Origin of the sequence: Rhizobium sp. Root708 (assembly GCF_001429725.1) — a bacterium.
Classification (GTDB): domain Bacteria; phylum Pseudomonadota; class Alphaproteobacteria; order Rhizobiales; family Rhizobiaceae; genus Rhizobium.
Window position 1 is genome coordinate 123,548 of sequence record NZ_LMHV01000005.1, and the last position, 18,716, is coordinate 142,263.

Genomic DNA, 18,716 nt, shown 5'->3' on the forward strand with positions numbered 1-18,716 from the left:
GATCGTTTTCGATTGACAATGTCCATTTCGATGAGCGATACCGTCACCGCAAAGGGCGCGAAGTTCGTTCGTGCGTCCAAGAAATTTTACATGGGAGGATGACATGGCGGCAACCGTCCGGCTTCTTGATAATCGTTGGGACGATTCATATGCAGCAGGCCTAGATGAGCCTGGAAAGCTGCTTTATCGCTCGAACCTGCTGGGTGCTGACAAGCGCATCACCAACTATGGCGGCGGCAATACGTCGGCCAAGGTCATGGAAACCGATCCGCTGACCGGCGAGAAGATCAAGGTTCTCTGGGTCAAGGGTTCGGGCGGCGACGTCGGCACCATCAAGCTTGACGGCTTTGCGACCCTTTACCAGGACAAGCTGGACTCGCTGAAGGGCATCTATAAGGGCGTTGAAGACGAAGACCGCATGGTCGGTTTCCTCCCGCATTGCACCTACAACCTGAACAGCCGCGCCGCTTCGATCGACACGCCGCTGCATGGTTTCGTACCCTTCACGCATGTCGATCACATGCATCCGGATGCGATCATCGCGATCGCCGCTTCGAAGAACTCCAAGGAATTGACCCAGCAGATCTTCGGCGCCGACATCGGCTGGCTGCCATGGCGTCGCCCGGGCTTCCAGCTCGGCCTCGACCTCGAAGCCTTTGTCAAGGCAAACCCGAATTCGAAGGGCGTCGTGCTCGAAAGCCATGGTCTCTTCACCTGGGCCAACGATGCAAAGGCTTGCTACGAACTGACGCTCGACATCATCAACAAGGCGATCGTCTGGTTTGCCGAAAAGACCGAAGGCAAGACGATCTTCGGTGGCGTTGCAACTGAGAGCCTTCCGGTTGAAGAGCGTCGCGCCATCGCGGCCCGACTGATGCCCGAAATTCGCGGCCGCATAGGCAAGGCGGAACGCAAGCTCGGCCACTTCGACGACCAGGATGCCGTTCTCGAATTCGTCAACTCGAAGAACCTGCAGCCGCTTGGCGCGCTCGGCACCAGCTGCCCCGACCACTTCCTGCGCACCAAGATCCGCCCGCTGATCGTTGATTTCGACCCGGCGAAGCCGGATGTGGATGCGATCGTTGCCGGTCTCGACAAGGCGCTCGAAGACTACCGCGCCGACTACGCGCGCTATTACAACGACTGCAAGCATGACAATTCGCCCGCCATGCGCGATGCGAACCCGGTCATCTTCCTCGTTCCCGGCGTCGGCATGCTGTCGTTTGCCCGCGACAAGGCAACGGCCCGTATCGCCAGCGAGTTCTACGTCAACGCCATCAACGTCATGCGCGGCGCGTCGACCGTTTCCGAATATCAGGGCCTGCCTGAGCAGGAAGCCTTCGATATCGAATACTGGCTGCTCGAGGAAGCCAAGCTTCAGCGCATGCCGAAGCCGAAGAGCCTGGCCGGCAAGGTCGCCTTCGTCACCGGCGGTGCCGGCGGCATCGGCCGTGCGACGGCTGCCCGCCTGATCGGCGAGGGTGCCTGCGTGGTTCTGGCCGATATCGACCAGGAAGCGCTCGACGGCACGAAGGCCGATTTCGCCAAGCAGTTCGGCGCCGATGCCGTTCGTGGCGTCAAGCTTGACGTGACCAAGGAAGACGGCGTGATCTCGTCCTTCGCGGAAGCCTGCGTCGAATTCGGCGGCGTCGACATCCTCGTCTCGAACGCCGGTATCGCTTCGTCCGCGCCGATCGAAAGCACCGAGCTTTCGATGTGGAACAAGAACATCGACATCCTGGCGACCGGCTACTTCCTCGTTTCGCGCGAAGCCTTCCGCCTGTTCCGCAAGCAAAACCTCGGCGGCAACGTCGTGTTCGTCGCCTCCAAGAACGGCCTGGCATCGTCGCCGAACGCCGCTGCCTACTGCACGGCCAAGGCTGCCGAGATCCATCTCGCCCGTTGCCTGGCGCTCGAAGGCGCGGAAGCCGGCATTCGCGTCAACACCGTAAACCCCGATGCAGTCCTGCGCGGATCGAAGATCTGGAACGGCGAGTGGCGCGAGCAGCGTGCGGCATCGTCGAAGATCGAGATCAACGAGCTGGAGGAGCACTACCGCAAGCGCTCCATGCTGAAGCTCAACGTGTTCCCTGAGGACATCGCTGAGGCGATCTACTTCCTGGCGTCCGATCTCTCGGCAAAGTCCACCGGCAACATCATCAACGTTGATGCCGGCAACGCGCAGAGCTTCCCGCGCTAAGTCAAATTGCTGCGGCGGGCGCCTCGCCCGCCGCGTCTTATCATTTATCTCGGGAGGAACTCATGGCCGAGTCCAAAATCGCGCAGGATTTGATTGCGCAGGAAAACGACAAGCGCGCATCCGCGCTCAAATCCGATTACGAAGCGCTGGGCGCCAATCTTTCGCGCCGCGGCGTCGACATTGAAAACATCACGCGTCGCGTCTCCGAATTCTTCGTCGCCGTTCCCTCCTGGGGCGTCGGCACCGGCGGCACGCGCTTCGCCCGTTTCCCCGGCACCGGCGAACCACGCGGGATCTTCGACAAGCTGGACGATTGCTCGGTCATCAACGAACTGACGCGCGCCACGCCGAACGTCTCGCTCCACATTCCGTGGGACAAGACCGACGTCAAGGAACTGAAGGCCAAGGGCGAACAGCTCGGCCTCGGCTTCGACGCGATGAACTCCAACACCTTCTCCGACGCGCCAGGCCAGGCCCATTCCTACAAGTACGGCTCGCTGAGCCACACGGACGCAGCAACCCGTGCGCAGGCGGTCGAGCACAACATCGAATGCATCGAGATCGGCAAGGCGATCGGCTCCAAGGCACTGACGGTCTGGGTCGGCGACGGCTCGAATTTCCCCGGCCAGAGCAATTTCACCCGCGCCTTCGAACGCTACCTCGCCTCGATGGCCGACATCTACAAGGCGCTGCCCGAGGACTGGAAGCTGTTCTCCGAGCACAAGATGTACGAGCCGGCCTTCTACTCGACCGTGGTCCAGGACTGGGGCACCAACTACCTGATCGCCCAGACGCTCGGCCCCAAGGCGCACTGCCTGGTCGATCTCGGCCACCATGCGCCGAACACCAATATCGAGATGATCGTCGCCCGCCTGATCCAGTTCGGCAAGCTCGGCGGCTTCCATTTCAACGACTCGAAGTATGGCGACGACGACCTCGACGCCGGCGCGATCGATCCTTACCGCCTGTTCCTCGTCTTCAACGAACTGGTCGAGGCCGAGCAGCGCGGCGTCAACGACTTCAACCCGGCGCACATGATCGATCAGTCGCATAATGTGACCGATCCGATCGAGAGCCTGATCAACAGCGCCAACGAAATCCGCCGCGCCTATGCTCAGGCGCTGATCGTCGACCGTCAGGCGCTCACGGGCTTCCAGGACGAAAACGACGCCCTGATGGCAACCGAAACCCTGAAGCGTGGCTACCGTACGGATGTCGAGCCGATCCTCGCCGAAGCCCGCCGTCGTGCCGGCGGCGCGATCGATCCGGTCGCAACCTACCGCGCCAGCGGCTACCGCAAGAAGGTCGCAGCGGAGCGTCCCGCATCCGCGGCCGGCGGTGGCGGCATCATCTGATCCCAGCCTCCCAAGGCTTTTCGTAGGGCCGCTGTCGATGAGACAGCGGCCCTATTTTGTTTACGGCTTCCACTGGCCGGCAATCTGCCGGGTTGCGATGTTCAGCCGGTTCCAGACGTTGATGTTGGCGATAGCAATCACGAGCGCTCCCAGGCTCTTGCTGTCGAAGTTCCGCGCGGCTTCGTCCCAGATGTCATCGGGCACCGGGTCGGCGCGATCGCTGACGCGGGTAACGGCTTCCGTCAACGCAAGTGCGGCGCGTTCCGCATCGGTGAAATAGGGTGTGTCCCGCCACGCGCTGACGGCAAACAGCCGCTCGTCCGTCTCTCCTGCCTTCTTGGCAATTCGGGGATGCCCATCGATGCAGACGCTGCATCCGTTGATCTGGCTTGCACGCAGATTGACGAGCTCCAGCAGGATTGGCGACAGGCCTGACTTGGCGGGGATCGTTCCGAGCGCGTGTAGCGCCTGCATCGCTTCTGGAACGACGACGGCTGGATTTCCCATTCTTGCTTGCATGATGTTTCTCCTTGATGTGTTTTCCAAAATGACGCTGCCCGCCGTGCTTTGTCACATCGGTCGGGTTTCGTTCGTCATGGAGTTGACGGAACAGGCTGGAGGAATGTGACAATGAACGAGAAAAATTGGCTGGCGGGCGAATTTGAGGCGAACCGGGCGCACCTTGGCGCTGTCGCCTTTCGTATGCTCGGCTCCCGGACGGAGGCCGACGATGCGGTTCAGGAGGCGTGGTTGCGGCTTGGTCGCTCGGACGCGGAAGCGATCGACAATGTCGGTGGGTGGCTGACCACCGTTGTGGCGCGCATCTGCCTCGACATGCTGCGCTCACGAAAGACGCGGCGAGAAGATCCGTTTGATCCACTGGCGCATGAGCATGTTGTCGATACGTCGAGAACGACGGACCCGGAACGGGAAGTTGCCCTTGCAGACTCCGTCGGCCTGGCGCTTCTGATCGTTTTGGAGAGGTTGGTGCCGGCCGAACGTATCGCATTTGTCCTGCACGACATGTTCGATCTGCCGTTCGACGATATCGCGCCGATCATCAATCGCTCATCGATGGCGACGCGCCAGCTCGCAAGTCGCGCCCGCCGACGGGTCCAGGGGCGGACTGACGCTCCAGAGGCGGACACGTCCCGCAAGAGACAGATCGTCAACGCGTTCCTCGCAGCCTCGCGGCTGGGCGATATCGGCGCGCTGCTCTCGATCCTCGATCCGCAGGTGGTCTTCGTTCCCGATGTGACTGCGATGCGCTACGGCGCCGAGAGCGAGCTTTACGGCGCGGCGGCTGTTGCCGATACCTTCAAGGGCAGGGCTCAAGGCGCGCAGCCGGCACTTATCGATGGCGAGTTCGGGCTTGTGGTCGTGGTTGGAGGGCGGTTGCACGTCGTGCTGCTCCTCACGTTCGACGGCGAGAAAATCGCGGGCATCGATGCTGTGGCTGATCCGGAATATCTCGGAAAGCTGCGGTACGAGTTGATCTGAGAGCTGAGCCTAAATGGAAAGAGCCGCCGCTTGCTCAGCGGCGACTCTCATAGGGGCAGGGAAACGCCCGAAACTTCAGCAAAAGCTGCACATGGCAGCCGGATTGTTGGAAATCACGTTCAGAAATTTGCCCACCGGAGAGGTTCTCTGCTCGCGCTTCTTGGCCGCCGTCTCGAGGAGACGCTTGAAGTCATCGAGTTTCACGCCGTCGGCGCGGAGCACCATGGCGATCAGGGGATCACGAAGGGCTTCTGTAATGGTCAGGTCGTCTCTGGTCTTGCTCATGGTTTGCCTCCTTTCGTGGGCTGTAGCCCGTGTTCCACCGCAGTCGCATATTCATCGACATTGACTTTTACGAAGGGTGGTGTTACCGGTAAGTAACAATGCATTTGTTACCGATCGGTCACATGGATGTCAAGGACCTTGTCCGCAAAAAAATCTGAAACTTTGAGCCTGCTGTCTCCCGCAAATACCGACGAGAAAATCCCGCCCAGGGAGCGTATCGTCTCGACCGCTGCTGAGCTTTTTCGTGAGCATGGCATCCGCGGTATCGGCGTGGACGCAATCGCAGATGCCGCTTTGACCAACAAGATGACGCTCTATCGCCACTTCGGCTCCAAGGATGAGCTGGTCTGCGAGACGCTTCGTCGTGCCTCGGAAAAAGCCGAGGCGATCTGGCGAGATCTCGAAACCGCTCACCCTGATGACCCCAAGGAACAGCTCCGGGCATGGGTCGAAGCGCGAACGCAAAGTCTTTGTGGCGAACACGTCGGTTGCGACCTTGCGAATGCAGCGATCGAGCTGAAAGGTGAGGGGCACCCGGCCTATGGCGTGATCGAACGCCACAAGGCCGAGCAACGCGACAGACTGGAAGCGCTCTGTCTTGCAGCCGGCGCGCGCGAACCCAAACTATTGGCAGATACATTGACGCTCCTTCTGGAAGGCGCTCGCGTCACGCGCCAGGCGATGGGCAACGACACATGTTGCAATCATTTCTCCAAGGCCTGCAGCGCTGCCATCACCGCTTTTGCCTAGCAGGTACGTCGCCGGAACCTGAGCCCATGCCATGCGTTTTCACGATAAGTGAAATCATGGGACATCGGGAAACGATGAACTACACCTATCTCCATCGCCTCTATGCGAAGCGAGCGGAACTAGAGGCAAAGCTTGAACTCTACGATGCGCGCGACTGCTTCGGAGACGACGACATCAACGATGGTACCGGTGACGAGCTGCGTGAGCGGCTAGGTGAAATATACGACGAAATCGAGCAGCTGGAGCACTCCTCGACAGGTTAGCTGCGTGCATCCAGCAGTTCGATCGTCCTGGTGTCGAAGGCGCCGTCGTAGAATTTCTCAATGACCTTGTGAAATGCCGAATCATGATCGCTGATGGCGGCAAACAGGGTCATGGATGAGCGCAATTTGAGGTCGTCCGGCGAGCCGAAGATGTCGTGAGCCGATTGCTCCTTTGTTGCCAGCACTGCGTCGACGCATCGATGCAGTCTGGGTCCGAGGATAGGATCTGCCAGAAACGCGCCAGCTTCCTCGATCGACCGGATGGCATATTTTTCTGCCATGAAAGACGATCCCAGTCCGGCGATTTGCGGAAAGATGAACCACATCCAGTGCGACCGTTTTCGCCCCGCCTGGAGTTCGCGCAGAGCTTTGTCGTAGATCTCATTCTGCGCGTCGATAAAGCGGTCTAAATCGAAGTCTATCGTCATGGTGCACCTCCGGGACGTTAATTGTGGTGATCGATCACAAAGTCCAATCCGTCGGGGCTGGCGATGATAAACGCGGCCTATCGCTCTCTTCGTTGAGGCTTGGCGGTTTTCCGCTATTCCGGGCCCTGCAGAAGGTGAGCGTCGACAAGACCGAGCGACGCGGCTTGTCGACTTATGGAAGGGACCGTCCGCGCAAAGTCCGATACTACGAGCGTGCTGTTGGCTGTAGGGGCTGGAATAGAGATCAGCCGGTTTCAACCGAAGTGAGAGGCAGGCAGGCGCCCGCGTCTTCCTGTTGCCGGGCAAGCTGCTGGAATCCCATCAGAGATAGTTGACCAAGCTCAGGCTTTGCAGCTTCGAGACCAGCGTATAGGCGGTCTCAAGCTGTGTTTGAAGCGTGTTGACCAATGTCGACGCCTCATAGGTATCGACGCCCTGCAGATCGCTGAGCCGTGTCGTGAGGAGTGAAGACTGAGCATCCAACGCGTCGTTAGCCTTTTCGACACGCTCCTGTGAAAGCCCGAGTACACTCTGTTGGGTCACCAGCGCCGAGCTTGCCTGCGAAGCGTAGCTAATTGCCGATGATGTCACGGCGCTCAGGGCATCCGCGCTGATGTCCTGCGATCCGATGGCCGAGATGACGGTCGCGGCCAGAGCGAGATACCGCATGCCTTCCGAATTGGCATTCGTTGAGGATGTAACGGTTTCGGATGTGCTGATCCGGCTGGTCATGTTGGTGCTGGAGGCGCTCGACCATCCGCTGGAAGAATCTGTCCAGACGGATTCGGAGAACATCGGCTCGACGGTATCGGAGATGAATGTCGTCATCTCGTCGCCCGTCAGTTCGTTCACCGACTTGCCGAGCCCGCTCGCGTAGCTTTGAAGCGCATCCGAAATGGCCGATGTCACCGATGCGCTCTGGTCCGTGAGCGGCGCGACGTCGACGTTGGTGCCGGCAAACAGATACTCCCCATTCACCATCGTGTTGGCGCTGGAGATCAGCTGGGAGATCGTGTCGCTCGCCGATTGCTGCGCTACCGCTAGGCTCGTCGAATCCTGGCTGCCCTGCAGGGCAGTCAAATTCGAGACGAGCGAGTCCGCGACATCCTGAAGGCTGGAGAGTGCCGATTGGGAGGCGTCAAGACGGACGCTGACGACGGAGTTGTTCGCCTTCAGCGAAGCGGCCTGATCAATCGCGGTGCGCAGGTTGATGCTTGTGGTCGCACCCGATCCCAGCGACGCGCCAAGGTCGGCGTAGGTGCCGGTCGTCGCTTCCGTCGATGCGGTGATCAGACGCGTCTGGGATTGATTGATGGTCTGGCGAAGGCTGGTGGCGAGCGCCGTGCTCGAAACGAACGACAATTTCATGGTCAGGTCCCCAGGTCGAGCAGCGATTGCAGCATTTCGTTGATCGTGTTGAGCAGCTTCGTCGCGGCCTTGTAGGATTGCTCGATGTCGAGAAGCAGCGTCAGTTCCTCGTCCAGATTGACGCCCGTCTCGTTGGAGTAGGCTTCGTCGCTGCGGGACAAGGCTGCCGATGTGTTCTCGGCCGCGGATGTCGCGCCGCTCCTGTACTCTTCGAGCCAGCCGATCGATGCCGATGCGTAGGACATGATGCTGACGCTGGATGAAAGACCGGCATCGGACGAGAAGCTGCGGGACGTATCCAGCGCGGAATAGAGCGTGTTCAGGTTATCGGAAAAGCCACTGTTGCCATCGCTGTTCAGATCCGTGATTCCGCTCACGGATCCGTCCCGAAGGTTCATCGGATCGCCGCCTTGGCTGGTGACGACGCTCGAATTCACCGAGATGGTCGCCGCAATACCGTTGATCACATCGCTCGACGTTGGCGTTTCACCGTCGGCGCCGGTCGATGTCGTCCACACGAACAAGCCCGGCACTGTCGTCGTGCCGTCTGTTTCCGAAAAGGCCGAGACCAGAGATTTGGCGATTTCCTCGAGCTGGGCCTGAAACGTCGGCGCGACTTCGTCGCGGAGCTGAAGCAGAGCTTGCAGGCTTCCGTCGGCCGAGGTCGTGGAGCCCTCTCCGGCCTTCAGCGCTACGCCGTCGATATAGACGGCATTCCCTTCCGTGCCGGCAACATAGGTGGACGTTGCCTTGAACGTGACGCTACGTGCCGTGCTCTCGAACAGCGTCGTGCCATCGCTCGTGTAAAGCGCCATGTCGTTGTTGTCACGCGTGACCGTGGTGACGCCGATGATCGACGAAATCTGCTTCAGCAGTTTTTCGCGCTCATCAAGCGCACTCGACGTATCCGCTCCGGTCGCTGTCGCGACTTTCACGGCATCGTTCGCCGTTTGGAACTGTGAGAGAAGCGTGTTCAGCGTATCGACCTGGGTGGCAATCTCCGCGTCGGCGTCCTGCCGAACGGATTGAACGCCGTCGCTGGCTTCATTCAGCGAGTTCGCCAGGTCCTGCGCCGCCGTCACAGCCGATTGGGCGGCAATCGTGCTGCTTGGCGACGTCGCGAAGGTCTGCAATGCCTCCTGGAAGGAGGCAAGGTATGTGCTTGGGGACGTTTCATAGTCGTTGCCCCCAAGGATCGATTTCAATTGTTCCAGCCCATCGAGCAAAGTCTGTTGCCCGCTATCGCTTGCATTCGACTGCAGATATTGCGTCAGCAGCGCATCTTCCTGGGCGCGGGAGACGGCGACGACCTGTGCTCCATCGAGCGAGGTCGTGACCGCCGCTTCCCGGCGCACATAGTCGGTGTTGCTGGAGTTGGCGATGTTGTTGGCAACGATGCTGCTTTGGTAGCTCGTCGTGCTGAATATGCTTTTCGTCGTATTGAGCGCGGCGGACAGTGACATGGGCGGCCGTCCTTATCGCTTCAGGTTGACGAGGACGTCCATGATGTCCGAACCGGTCTGGAAGACCTTCGAGTTGGCGGTGTACGAGCGCTGCGCCTCGATCATCTCGGTCAACTCGCCCGCGAGGTCGACGTTGGAACTCTCGAGTGCGCCCGATTGGATGGAGCCGAGACCGTTCGACTGGGGGAAGCCAGTGACGGTGACGCCGGAGGCGCCGTTGGCGCTGTAGACGTTGCCGCTCAGCAAGGTGAGATTGTCGGGGCTGGCGACCGTTGCAAGCGGGATCTGGTAAAGCGATTTCGTCGTGCCATTCGAATAGGACACGGAAACGACGCCATCGGTTCCGACACTGACGGAGCTGACCGTGCTTGCCGCCTGACCGTCGGCCGATCCCGTGGCCGAGAAATCGGACGCGAGCTGCGTGAAGTCGGAATAGTCCATAGTGATCGTCTTGGCGGTGACCGGATCGACAATGTCGGTATCGGTCGCCGACGTGAGCTGGCCGTTCGCATCGAAGCTCATGGTCGCCACGCTGACGGCGCTCGACGAGTAGGGGAAGGATATCGTGCCGCCGGTCGTGGCGTCGGCATTGCGGTAAACGGCCACCTCCCAGGTCGAGCCCGTGATGGCGCCGCTTGCGTCCGTGGTCTCGCCGGTCTTGGTAAAATAGTAGTCGTACTGGATGGTGTTGCCGAGACTGTCGTAGGCAACCAGCGACATCTTCTTCGTGTCGTCGGTGACTGCAGATGCATCGTTGGCGCTTGGCAGCGTGCTGGTGTCCGAAACGACTTCTGCGCCGGAATCGAGGTTGCCGCTGAAGTAGGCCGACGTCGAAGCGACCGCGCTGAGGCCGGACTGGGTGACGTTAACGGGAACGAGGCCGTCAAAGCCGTTCACGACGACTGCCGGAGCGCCGGAGTCATAGGAGTAGCCCATCAGCGTGAAACCGGCGCTATTGACCAGATTGCCGCTGGAATCGACGGAGAAATCGCCGGCGCGCGTCAGGACCGGTGTGCCGTCGGCACCCGACACGATGAAGAAGCCGTCGCCTGAGATCGCGAGGTTGTAGGCCGATGTCGTGTAGGAGATGTCGCCCTGCTCGGCGACAGCCTGGCGTACCGTCGTCTGCACGCCGCCGGAATTGTAGTTGCCGGTCGTGGATGGCAGTACGAGAGAAGAAAACGCAGTGGAAACAGACTTGTAACCCGTTGTATTGGAGTTGGCGATGTTATCGGCGACCGTGCTCAAGCGGTTTGCCTGCGCGGCCATCCCAGATACTGCTGTTTTCATGCTGCCGAAGATGCTCATAGCGTTTTCCTTGCCAAGACTGGTGGTACATGCCGCGTATTCGCACGCAAGCGACAGCCGCACGGAAAACGTGTGACGAATCGTGACGCCTGGCGTAGAATAGGATTGGCTTTATCGGTGCGGTTCATCCGCACGCCCGCTGGTATTCGACCAAGCAGCGGCCGATCAGCGGTGAATCATTAAAGAACTTAGTGGTACCGTAAAGACAAAGCTAACTTCCGCAACCCTAGAAATCGCCTGTCACTTCTTGGGCTCTCCGACGTGCTCACAGATCACGTCTGGACATAGCAGAGCCGTGGACAGTTGCGTCCGCACCGCCCCTATTTAGGGATAAGTAGTTGACGTATCAGCGGATGCTGTGATTGTCTCGGCAGGTCAGGGTGCCGTTCGGCGGAAATATCGCTGCATTCTGTCGCTGCTTTTCGTGATGCCGCCAAGGGAACGTTTGAAGTTATGAACGTGCATGAATCCCAGAAAGTCGTCTCCGAGGTGAAGCGATCGCGCGGTCGTCCGCCGGCCCACGACGAAGCGACGCGTCGGGCGCAGATCGTCGAGACGGCGCGCGGAACTTTCTCGGAATTTGGCTACGCAGGTACAACCACAGATATTGTCGCCGCGCGTTGCCAAATTTCCAAGCAAACGCTCTACCGTCTGTTCCCAAGCAAGGAAGATTTGTTCATCGCGGCGACGATGATGCCGGCACAGGCATTGCTCGATCTGCCTCGACCCGACGGCGAAGACGTCCCCATGGAGGAGGTGATCGCGAGGATCTTCCGCATCGATAGCGCACCCGTTCATGCCGCGTTGATCCGTACCGCTACAGGCGAAGCGGCAGATATTCCAGAAATGGCAGAGGCCCTGGCTCTTCGGGAAATTCAGCAGGCGAGGAGCTGCCTGATCGAGTGGCTGCGCGGCGAGGTCGCGAAGGGGAGCCTTCGTCTCGATAGTCCGGAAAGCTGTGCGCGGTTGCTGATGGATATGATGTTTTCTGGGATGAGCCCGCGAGGCGGATGGGATCATGCGACCTCCAGGAAAGAACACCTGGGGAATTGCATCCGGTTTTTCCTGCGGGGCGCCTCCGCATCTTGATTTTTGGTACGGATAAGTACTACGTGTGGTTGGCATGATGCGAGTGGATGTTCATCCGAGGAGCTGCGGCCTACGGCGTCCAGCGCGAGCGGGACGATGAAGCAACGGCCGAAACCTCCGTTTTCAGAAGACGCGTTGCAGCGTACGCTCCTCCGTGTCTTGAGGCCGCTGGTGCGGCTTTGTTTGGCAAGCGGCCTGAACTACGTCGCGTTCTCGGCCCTCATGCGCAGGCTGTTTATCGATGTTGCCGAGAAGGACTTCGCGCTTCCTGAAAAGCAGCAGACGGACAGTCGTATATCTCTGCTAACAGGCATTCACCGCAAAGACGTCAGCCGGCTGCGCGGGAGTAGCCTTTCGGTTGATTCTCTGCCTGCGCCGGCCTCCCGCACCAGCCGCATCGTTGCGCGGTGGCTGGCCGATCCACGCTGCTGCGATGAGACCGGTGCGTTTAAGGCCTTGCCGCGGTCGTCAACGGATGGCGGGTTCTCGTTCGAAACCCTCGTCGGCGAGGTGACGAAAGATCTGCATGCCCGCGCCGTTCTGGATGAATGGCTCGATCGTGGCCTTGCCGCGCTTGACGAAAACGATCATGTCCACCTTCGCGTCGATTCACTCGTCTCAAGCGCGGACATGCAAACGCGGCAGCACTATTTTACGCGGAACCTTCATGACCATGCCGTGGCGGCGGTCGAGAACATTCTTGCCGAGGCACCGCCTTCCTTCGAGCGCGCGGTTCACTACAACAACATTTCCGATGCTCTTGCCAAGCGCCTCGAGGCGGCCAGCCGGGAAGAAGCGATGGCGATGCTGCTGCGGCTGAATCGTCTGGCCAACCAAGCCATCGAGAGCGACCCGGGCGGCGATCACCGGTGGATTGCCGGCGTCTACATCCTGCGGGCTGATGACGATCAGCTGGCATCGGAGGCCGGCGAATGAAGCGCTTGGCCACGTCACGCCGCGGTTTCATGCAAGCGGTTGCTCTCCTGCCATTCGCTTTTGGCGCAAAGGCGGCGGAGAAGCCGAAGCCGCACGATCATGGCATCGGCGGCACAGGTGCGTCTTTGCGCGGTAACGAAGACCAAGGCATCGGCGGGACCGGGATCGTCGGGACGATCACCGGTTTCGGCAGCATCATCGTCAACGGCGTGCGGATTCCGTATCCGACGGATGTGCCCGTCTATCTGGATGGCCAGCGTGCCGGTACAGACAAGATGCGCGTTGGGCATGTGGTCCGCGTCCTGCTCAGCCGCACGCAGGCGCAATCGATCCACGTCACCAGCGAGGTGATCGGCCCCATCTCCGGGATCGGGAAGGGGCGGATAGACGTTCTTGCCCAGTCCGTCGATGTCACGAACCTGGCTGCGCGTCCGCGCTTGAGGGCTGGGCAGGTGATTGCTGTCTACGGGATCAGGAAGCCCGACGGCACTATCGTTGCCAGCCGCATAGAGGGCCGCCCGGCTTCGACAGCCCCAATTCTGCGCGGTATTGCGGAGCGTAGGAACGGAAACCTAGCGGTCGCGGGCTTTGTCGTCGGTCGTCCGTCCGCGAACCTCCTTGGCAAGCGGGTTGTCGTAACCTTCCTCAACTCCGGTGGGCAATGGCGCCCCGGCAAGGTGAAAGCGGACGATATCGTCCCCGGGCTGACGCGCGGAACCGTCAATATCGAGACGTTCGTGGAGAGGAACGGGTCGACCATACGGGCCGGTCTCGGATTCCACTTGAATGAGAATGGCATACAACCGCCCGGTAGAGACGGACGCGCGTTTGTGAACCTGCCAGTGGCAGGTGGCAACTTCGATCCCGGTCCGCCCGGTTTCGGTCGCGCCGATGGCCGGTTTCGCTTCAACCGAATGGGACCAGGCGGGCCGCGCGGTCATTTCGGCGGCTTCAATCGTCCAGATCCGGGCCCTTGGGGCGGGCATATGGGACCGCCCGGTGGTCCTCCGGGTGCGCCTCCCGGGCCACCGCCGGGCCCACCTCCAGGTCCGCCTCCTTAATAAGACAGAGTGGGTGATGCCCCGCCGCCGCGCGCTCTATTTAGCATCAGCTTGACAAATGGGAAAAATTCCCATTTATCTTGAGTCCTCCCGATGCTGCTTCGTTTCGGGCTGGGGATCATACGTACTAGCTTGATGGAAAAGGAGCTTCCCTTGAACGACGCGCCGCGGCTCAACGTCATCGCCCTACCAAAAGGCGAGTTCATTCAAGCAGCCTACCCCTGTGATCTGCCTGCCGATGGTTCGGACACTTCCGATGTCATCGTCACCTGGGAGAACCACGACGAAATCGTGGAGCTCTTTCGGCGAGCCAACAGCGTTGCCGTTCAGATTTCCGAGCTGTGGCAACTCAAGAAAGACGGTCGCCTGAGCCAGGATGATGTCGACTTCCTGGCGGAGCTGATGGGCCTTCAGGCACGTTTGTCAAAGGCCCTGTCCCAGGTGATTTGAGCTTCGCGGCCTCAATGCAGTTGAGGTTTTGTCCGAGGCTCGAGGAGCGGCGCGACCTCGCTCGACAGCAATTCCATATCGAAATAGCAGTCGGCCAGCAGGCAGGTGACGATGGCTTCGCACAGAAGCTCGATCTCCTGTGGAATGCCATGGATTTCGTCACCTCCCGCTTCATAAACGCCGACCCGCGGCCAGGCGCGCTTTTGCTGCGGATGCAGCTTTTCCCCGAGAAACGGCAAAAGGTCGATAAGCTCGGAAGCGATTGTGACGGCCTGTTCGAGCTCTTCTTCCTCTGTTGTCGGAAAATATGGACGATCAATGGACATCCCGGATGAGCTCCTCAGCCGCTCTTGAGCTGCGCGACAGCCAGAAGCGTATCGGCGCTGATCGAGGTGGAGCCGCCGCTGAGAATCGTTGAGGCGCTCGAGGTCGTGGCGCCGTTGCTCGTGTCGTACATCGCTGTAAAGCGCTTGATCAGGTCGCTGACCTTGTCGGGGTCGCTGAGATCATCAAGGTCGATAAAGTTCGTGACCATCTCGGCCTGCTTCTCGACGTCCATGTTGGACACGTAGCTCGATAGGCCGAACGACGTCGTAAAAAACTCGAACAGTGCGTCATCGCCAAGGATGTCGTAGGCACTCGATACCGAGGGTGCCATGCGTTCGAAATAAAGTGCCAACCGCACGCCGGTGTTGCTGTCACCCTGATCGCTCTCCAAGGTCTGCCTGACGTAGTTGTTGACAGTCTCGATGACATCACCGCGCTGCTGGACGGTTCCTTCCTCGTCCGAAGAGAGATTGCCCTCCGTGTCGAAGTTGAAGGAGCCGACGATCTCCGCAAAGCGGTTGTCGGAGAGGCCGTTGACGTAGCTGTCGGGATCATCAGGATCGGAAGCAAACATCTTCTTCAACTCAGTGTCGGTGACATCGGCAGGATCGATGCCCTTTGCCTCGAGCATCAGGTTCACCAGCCGGTCATCGGCAAGCACGTCCGATGCCGTTTTCAATGTCGCCATCTGCGTCGCGAAATAGCTCATCTCGGTGTCCGCGGCGGTCGACGCCTCGGTCTTGTCCGTGCCGGACAGGTGGCGGATCTTGTTCTGCTTGTAATCGGCGACGAAGTCGTCGATCACCGACTGTGACATTGCCAGCAGAGGAACGGAGGTCTTGCCGTCGGAATCGAAATTGTAGGCGGCACGCAAAGCCGTAAACCGGTCGTCATTGAGTTGGTTGACGTAGCTGTTCGGATCGTTGGGGTCGCTTTCGAGGATCTTGCGAAATTGGCTCTTCGTGATCTCCGATGACCCGATACCAAAGGCGCATGCCGCCATTTGCCAGAGCTCGGCGTCATCATCGTTACTGCTGTCGTCATCGTCGGTGTTCGAGGTCAGGAAGTCCTCGATACTCGTGACGCTGGCGAGCCGTGTCTGATAGTTGGAGACGGAAGCATCTATCCACGTGTCAACATCGCTGACGTTGTAGTTGTCCGTGAAGGCTGTCGTGGTGGACGTCGTCTGATCGTTCGTCTGGGCGGTTGTTCCATCCGCCAGTGCTCCGTCGGAATCGAAGTTGAAGGCATCGTGAAGATCGCCAAGCCCGATAGCGGTTGCCAGCGACGAACTCTTCAACGATGCCGAGATGTAGTTATCCGGATCCGAGTCCGCCAAGCCGTACGCCGTGCGCAGATAGGTGACGAGCTTGTCGTCGGCCATGAGTTGGTCCACCGACGTGATGCTGCCAATTCTCTCCTGGAAGTACGTGGTGTACGACTCGCCAACGGACGTGGAAGCGAAGGTCGATGAGGAGATGGCGTACATGCTTTCGACCAATGACTTCTGGTCGTCGCTTTGCAGCGGATCGCTGACGCTTCCGTCCGTATTGAAGTTGAACGCCTTCGCCAGATTGACATAGGCGTCGTCGCCCAGCTGATTGACGTAGCTGTCGGGATCGTCGACGTCGCTGGTCAGGACGTCGCGCAGGAAGCTCGTCGAGGTATAATCGGTGCTGAGACCGAAAGCCTCGAGAACATAGTTCCGAAGTTTGGTGCTGCCGAGAAAGTCATCCACCGAGGTGACATCGTTGATCGAGCTGTCGTAGTAGTCGGTCGTCTCTGTAATAGAGTCTGTCTCTTCATCGAACGAACTCTCATATTCGGCCAAGAGTGAGGACTGCTGCACGCTGGTTTGAGCGGTTGCATCCTCGCCGACGAATTTGAACGCCGACGCTAACTGCGAGTATCGGTCATCGCTCAGGGTGTTCGCGAAGCTTGTGGAATCGCTGAGGTCACTTTCCAAAACCTTCTTCATGAAGGCCTTGGCATAGGTCATGTCCTCCAGCCCGTATGCCTTCATCGCATAGGAGTACAGGCGGTAGTCATCCATGAATTCATCGACAGTTGTGACCTTGCCGATGTTTTCCTTGTAGTATGTCGTCTCATTGGCGACCGCGCCCTTGGAGGCGACCGCCGACAGCGACTTGTTGAGATTGTTCGCGACCGAAAGATAACTGAGATAAGTGGAAACCATGGACCCGCCCCCGAGAGCAAAGGCGACGTTCAAGCCTTTGCTTGCCTCATGTCTGATGCAGGGTGGCGAACCATTCGGCCAAAGGAGCGATCGGAGATGCAGTTCCCCGAGGCAACCTACCTGTAGTTATTACAGAACCCAATGGTTCTATAAATGATTCACCACGGCGGCGCTAGGGTTTTGTGAGGGGGAACAGTTCAGCCCCGCGATGCCGCCTCGGTCCCGTGGCGCGCCATGTCCGGCTCATATTGCTGATCGACCAGCAACGCGTGCGCGCGGGCGAGGGCAAGCGCAATCGGCTCCTTCTGTATCGAATAGAAGATCGCCTGCGAAGCGCGCCGGGTTGTGACGAAGTCGCATGCTCTCATGATTGCCAGATGTTGCGACAAGGCCGACTGACCAAGGTCGAGTTTCTTGGCGAGCACGTTCACCTGCATTTCGCCATGCGTGAGATGTTCGAGGATGGTCAAACGGTTGGCATTGCCGAGAACGGAGAGTTGGTCGGCGAGCAGCTTGATATCGGGATTCGCGGGGCGATACTTCATGGTCGTCCTCAAGAAGTCAAAGTGATGCGTGCGCGGGCACCAGCGCCGGGCAACGCAAGACGGGTCTGATCTGAAATGGAGGTGCTGCGACCTAGATGAGTCGCGCGTTCGGCGCTCGGGCCGAGGCTCGTTCTGGATCTGGGCAGACAATGCGCCGAGGTCGTCGCGTCTGCAGCGGAATCACCGGGCCCAATGGCGGCCGGCCATGCTGGTCATAAGGAGTGGACATCATGTTCACCTGGTTGGATGGGATAATCAGACCATCCGCCAGAGCATTAAACAGATCGTTAAAACTGCAGGTTTTTTGCCGCCAAAGCCCTTATTTCCCGCCCGTTTATGCAGCGAGAAGCAATTTCGCGTACTTTTCGGTTCCAAAATATAGCAGCGCGCACCTTCGATCGGCGCTGATGCCGCGATCGCCGCGAATCACTTTGCGCCAACACCTCGGGCGAATATGCTCAGGCAGCGCTGAAGATGGTGCCGTCGCGCTTGGCGGTCTGGCCATGCCTGGGAGCGTCCTTCCGGTGGTCCCATGCCGCCGAAGATCATGTCCATGAGCATGCGTGCACCACTGTCGGCATCATCGATAGAGAGCTTGCCGCGTTCCTGTTGGCTGCTCAGCCACTCCGCGAGCATTTGCCTGGACTTGATCATGCCCTCGTTGTGAAGCACCTCGCGCAGTTCCAGAAACTGGCCGGATTCGCGCATGACCAGCTGGATGAAGGTAGCGCGCTCGTCGTCCTCGGCTTCGTTGATGTCGATCATGAATATCGATTGCAGCGCATCGCTGACCGACAGGTTTTCTTCCTCGGCGCGAGGGAGATCCAGCATCATCTTGCGGTGGGCGACAACAACGGCCGTGAAGAGATCTTCCTTGCTGGTAAACAGCTTGTAGAGGGTCTGTTTGGAAACGTTGCAGACGCGCGCGACCAGGGCGGTCGTGGTGCCTGCGTAGCCATGCTCGACGAAAATCTTGCGAGCGGCATCGACGATCTGGGCTCTCTTGTCCTCGTCGCTCGACACTTTCGGTCGGCCACGCGGTCGCGCGGGCTTGCCGGCTGCCGGATTGTTTGTTGATCCATCCATGTCGGCCCACCGCTCCAAAGCGTTTCGGCTGCCGAACCGGCAACAGAATGTTCTGGCTGCGTGTCAACTACGACTTCTTGCCGCCAGGGTTGTTATTGCGGGCTT

At 59.5% G+C, this 18,716-nt stretch carries 19 protein-coding genes; 9 read left to right on the forward strand and 10 right to left on the reverse strand.

Annotated elements, in window-relative coordinates; genetic code table 11:
- Window positions 1-103 precede the first annotated feature (103 nt).
- Both ASE04_RS05865 and rhaI read left to right on the forward strand, forming a co-directional pair.
- Window positions 104-2,200 (forward strand): bifunctional rhamnulose-1-phosphate aldolase/short-chain dehydrogenase, encoded by a 2,097-nt coding sequence (locus ASE04_RS05865; protein ID WP_056813436.1) that lies wholly within the window; start codon window positions 104-106, stop codon window positions 2,198-2,200.
- A gap of 62 nt (window positions 2,201-2,262) precedes the next feature.
- On the forward strand, window positions 2,263-3,555 hold the full coding sequence (gene rhaI / locus ASE04_RS05870; RefSeq protein WP_056813439.1) for an L-rhamnose catabolism isomerase: 1,293 nt from the start codon (window positions 2,263-2,265) through the stop codon (window positions 3,553-3,555).
- A 60-nt stretch (window positions 3,556-3,615) separates the two neighbouring features.
- Here the strand turns inward: rhaI and ASE04_RS05875 are convergent, their stop codons facing one another.
- Window positions 3,616-4,074, reverse strand: coding sequence for a carboxymuconolactone decarboxylase family protein (locus ASE04_RS05875; RefSeq protein WP_056813442.1), 459 nt, complete (start codon window positions 4,072-4,074; stop codon window positions 3,616-3,618).
- 111 nt (window positions 4,075-4,185) lie between these two features.
- On the opposite strand from ASE04_RS05875, the gene ASE04_RS05880 reads away from it, so the two are divergent.
- Entirely contained in the window at window positions 4,186-5,055 is an 870-nt protein-coding gene (locus ASE04_RS05880) for a sigma-70 family RNA polymerase sigma factor (RefSeq protein ID WP_056813444.1), read from the forward strand.
- A gap of 75 nt (window positions 5,056-5,130) precedes the next feature.
- Here ASE04_RS05880 and ASE04_RS05885 read toward each other — a convergent pair whose 3' ends face one another.
- Window positions 5,131-5,340 carry a hypothetical protein gene (locus ASE04_RS05885; RefSeq protein WP_056813446.1) on the reverse strand — a complete coding sequence of 70 codons (210 nt, stop codon included), beginning with the start codon at window positions 5,338-5,340 and terminating at the stop codon, window positions 5,131-5,133.
- 126 nt (window positions 5,341-5,466) lie between these two features.
- On the opposite strand from ASE04_RS05885, the gene ASE04_RS05890 reads away from it, so the two are divergent.
- Window positions 5,467-6,090 (forward strand): TetR/AcrR family transcriptional regulator, encoded by a 624-nt coding sequence (locus tag ASE04_RS05890; protein ID WP_056813451.1) that lies wholly within the window; start codon window positions 5,467-5,469, stop codon window positions 6,088-6,090.
- A 74-nt stretch (window positions 6,091-6,164) separates the two neighbouring features.
- Window positions 6,165-6,353 carry a hypothetical protein gene (locus ASE04_RS05895; protein ID WP_056813684.1) on the forward strand — a complete coding sequence of 63 codons (189 nt, stop codon included), beginning with the start codon at window positions 6,165-6,167 and terminating at the stop codon, window positions 6,351-6,353.
- On the opposite strand, the gene ASE04_RS05900 is transcribed toward ASE04_RS05895, so the two are convergent.
- The 4 genes from ASE04_RS05900 to ASE04_RS05915 form a co-directional block, all read right to left on the reverse strand.
- On the reverse strand, window positions 6,350-6,781 hold the full coding sequence (locus ASE04_RS05900) for a DUF1810 domain-containing protein (protein ID WP_056813453.1): 432 nt from the start codon (window positions 6,779-6,781) through the stop codon (window positions 6,350-6,352). The genes ASE04_RS05895 and ASE04_RS05900 overlap by 4 nt on opposite strands.
- Before the next feature lie 321 nt (window positions 6,782-7,102).
- Window positions 7,103-8,149: a flagellar hook-associated family protein gene (locus tag ASE04_RS05905; protein ID WP_056813456.1), complete on the reverse strand. Its 1,047-nt coding sequence runs from the start codon at window positions 8,147-8,149 to the stop codon at window positions 7,103-7,105.
- 2 nt (window positions 8,150-8,151) lie between these two features.
- Window positions 8,152-9,612, reverse strand: a complete 1,461-nt coding sequence (gene flgK, locus ASE04_RS05910) for a flagellar hook-associated protein FlgK (protein WP_056813459.1) — start codon at window positions 9,610-9,612, stop codon at window positions 8,152-8,154.
- Window positions 9,613-9,624: 12 nt separating this feature from the next.
- On the reverse strand, window positions 9,625-10,920 hold the full coding sequence (locus ASE04_RS05915; protein ID WP_056813461.1) for a flagellar hook protein FlgE: 1,296 nt from the start codon (window positions 10,918-10,920) through the stop codon (window positions 9,625-9,627).
- 453 nt (window positions 10,921-11,373) lie between these two features.
- Between ASE04_RS05915 and ASE04_RS05920 the strand changes: the two genes are divergently transcribed.
- The 4 genes from ASE04_RS05920 to ASE04_RS05935 all read left to right on the forward strand — a co-directional run bounded on the left by ASE04_RS05920 (window position 11,374) and on the right by ASE04_RS05935 (window position 14,456).
- Entirely contained in the window at window positions 11,374-12,009 is a 636-nt protein-coding gene (locus tag ASE04_RS05920; protein ID WP_056813464.1) for a TetR/AcrR family transcriptional regulator, read from the forward strand.
- A 96-nt stretch (window positions 12,010-12,105) separates the two neighbouring features.
- Window positions 12,106-12,945, forward strand: a complete 840-nt coding sequence (locus tag ASE04_RS05925; protein ID WP_056813468.1) for a DUF6502 family protein — start codon at window positions 12,106-12,108, stop codon at window positions 12,943-12,945.
- A complete protein-coding gene (locus ASE04_RS05930) occupies window positions 12,942-14,006 on the forward strand; it encodes a DUF5666 domain-containing protein (RefSeq protein ID WP_056813470.1) in 1,065 nt (354 codons plus the stop codon). The genes ASE04_RS05925 and ASE04_RS05930 overlap by 4 nt, the downstream gene beginning before the upstream one ends.
- Window positions 14,007-14,159: 153 nt before the next feature.
- Complete coding sequence (locus tag ASE04_RS05935; protein ID WP_156408710.1) at window positions 14,160-14,456, forward strand: hypothetical protein; 297 nt, start codon at window positions 14,160-14,162, stop codon at window positions 14,454-14,456.
- An 11-nt stretch (window positions 14,457-14,467) separates the two neighbouring features.
- Here ASE04_RS05935 and ASE04_RS05940 read toward each other — a convergent pair whose 3' ends face one another.
- The 4 genes from ASE04_RS05940 to ASE04_RS05955 form a co-directional block, all read right to left on the reverse strand.
- Window positions 14,468-14,782 carry a DnaT-like ssDNA-binding protein gene (locus ASE04_RS05940; RefSeq protein WP_056813476.1) on the reverse strand — a complete coding sequence of 105 codons (315 nt, stop codon included), beginning with the start codon at window positions 14,780-14,782 and terminating at the stop codon, window positions 14,468-14,470.
- 14 nt (window positions 14,783-14,796) lie between these two features.
- Window positions 14,797-16,980, reverse strand: a complete 2,184-nt coding sequence (locus tag ASE04_RS05945) for a DUF1217 domain-containing protein (protein ID WP_056813482.1) — start codon at window positions 16,978-16,980, stop codon at window positions 14,797-14,799.
- Window positions 16,981-17,177: 197 nt separating this feature from the next.
- Entirely contained in the window at window positions 17,178-17,525 is a 348-nt protein-coding gene (locus tag ASE04_RS05950; RefSeq protein ID WP_056813484.1) for an ArsR/SmtB family transcription factor, read from the reverse strand.
- A 426-nt stretch (window positions 17,526-17,951) separates the two neighbouring features.
- On the reverse strand, window positions 17,952-18,611 hold the full coding sequence (locus tag ASE04_RS05955; RefSeq protein WP_056813487.1) for a TetR/AcrR family transcriptional regulator: 660 nt from the start codon (window positions 18,609-18,611) through the stop codon (window positions 17,952-17,954).
- Between the last annotated feature and the right edge of the window lie 105 nt (window positions 18,612-18,716).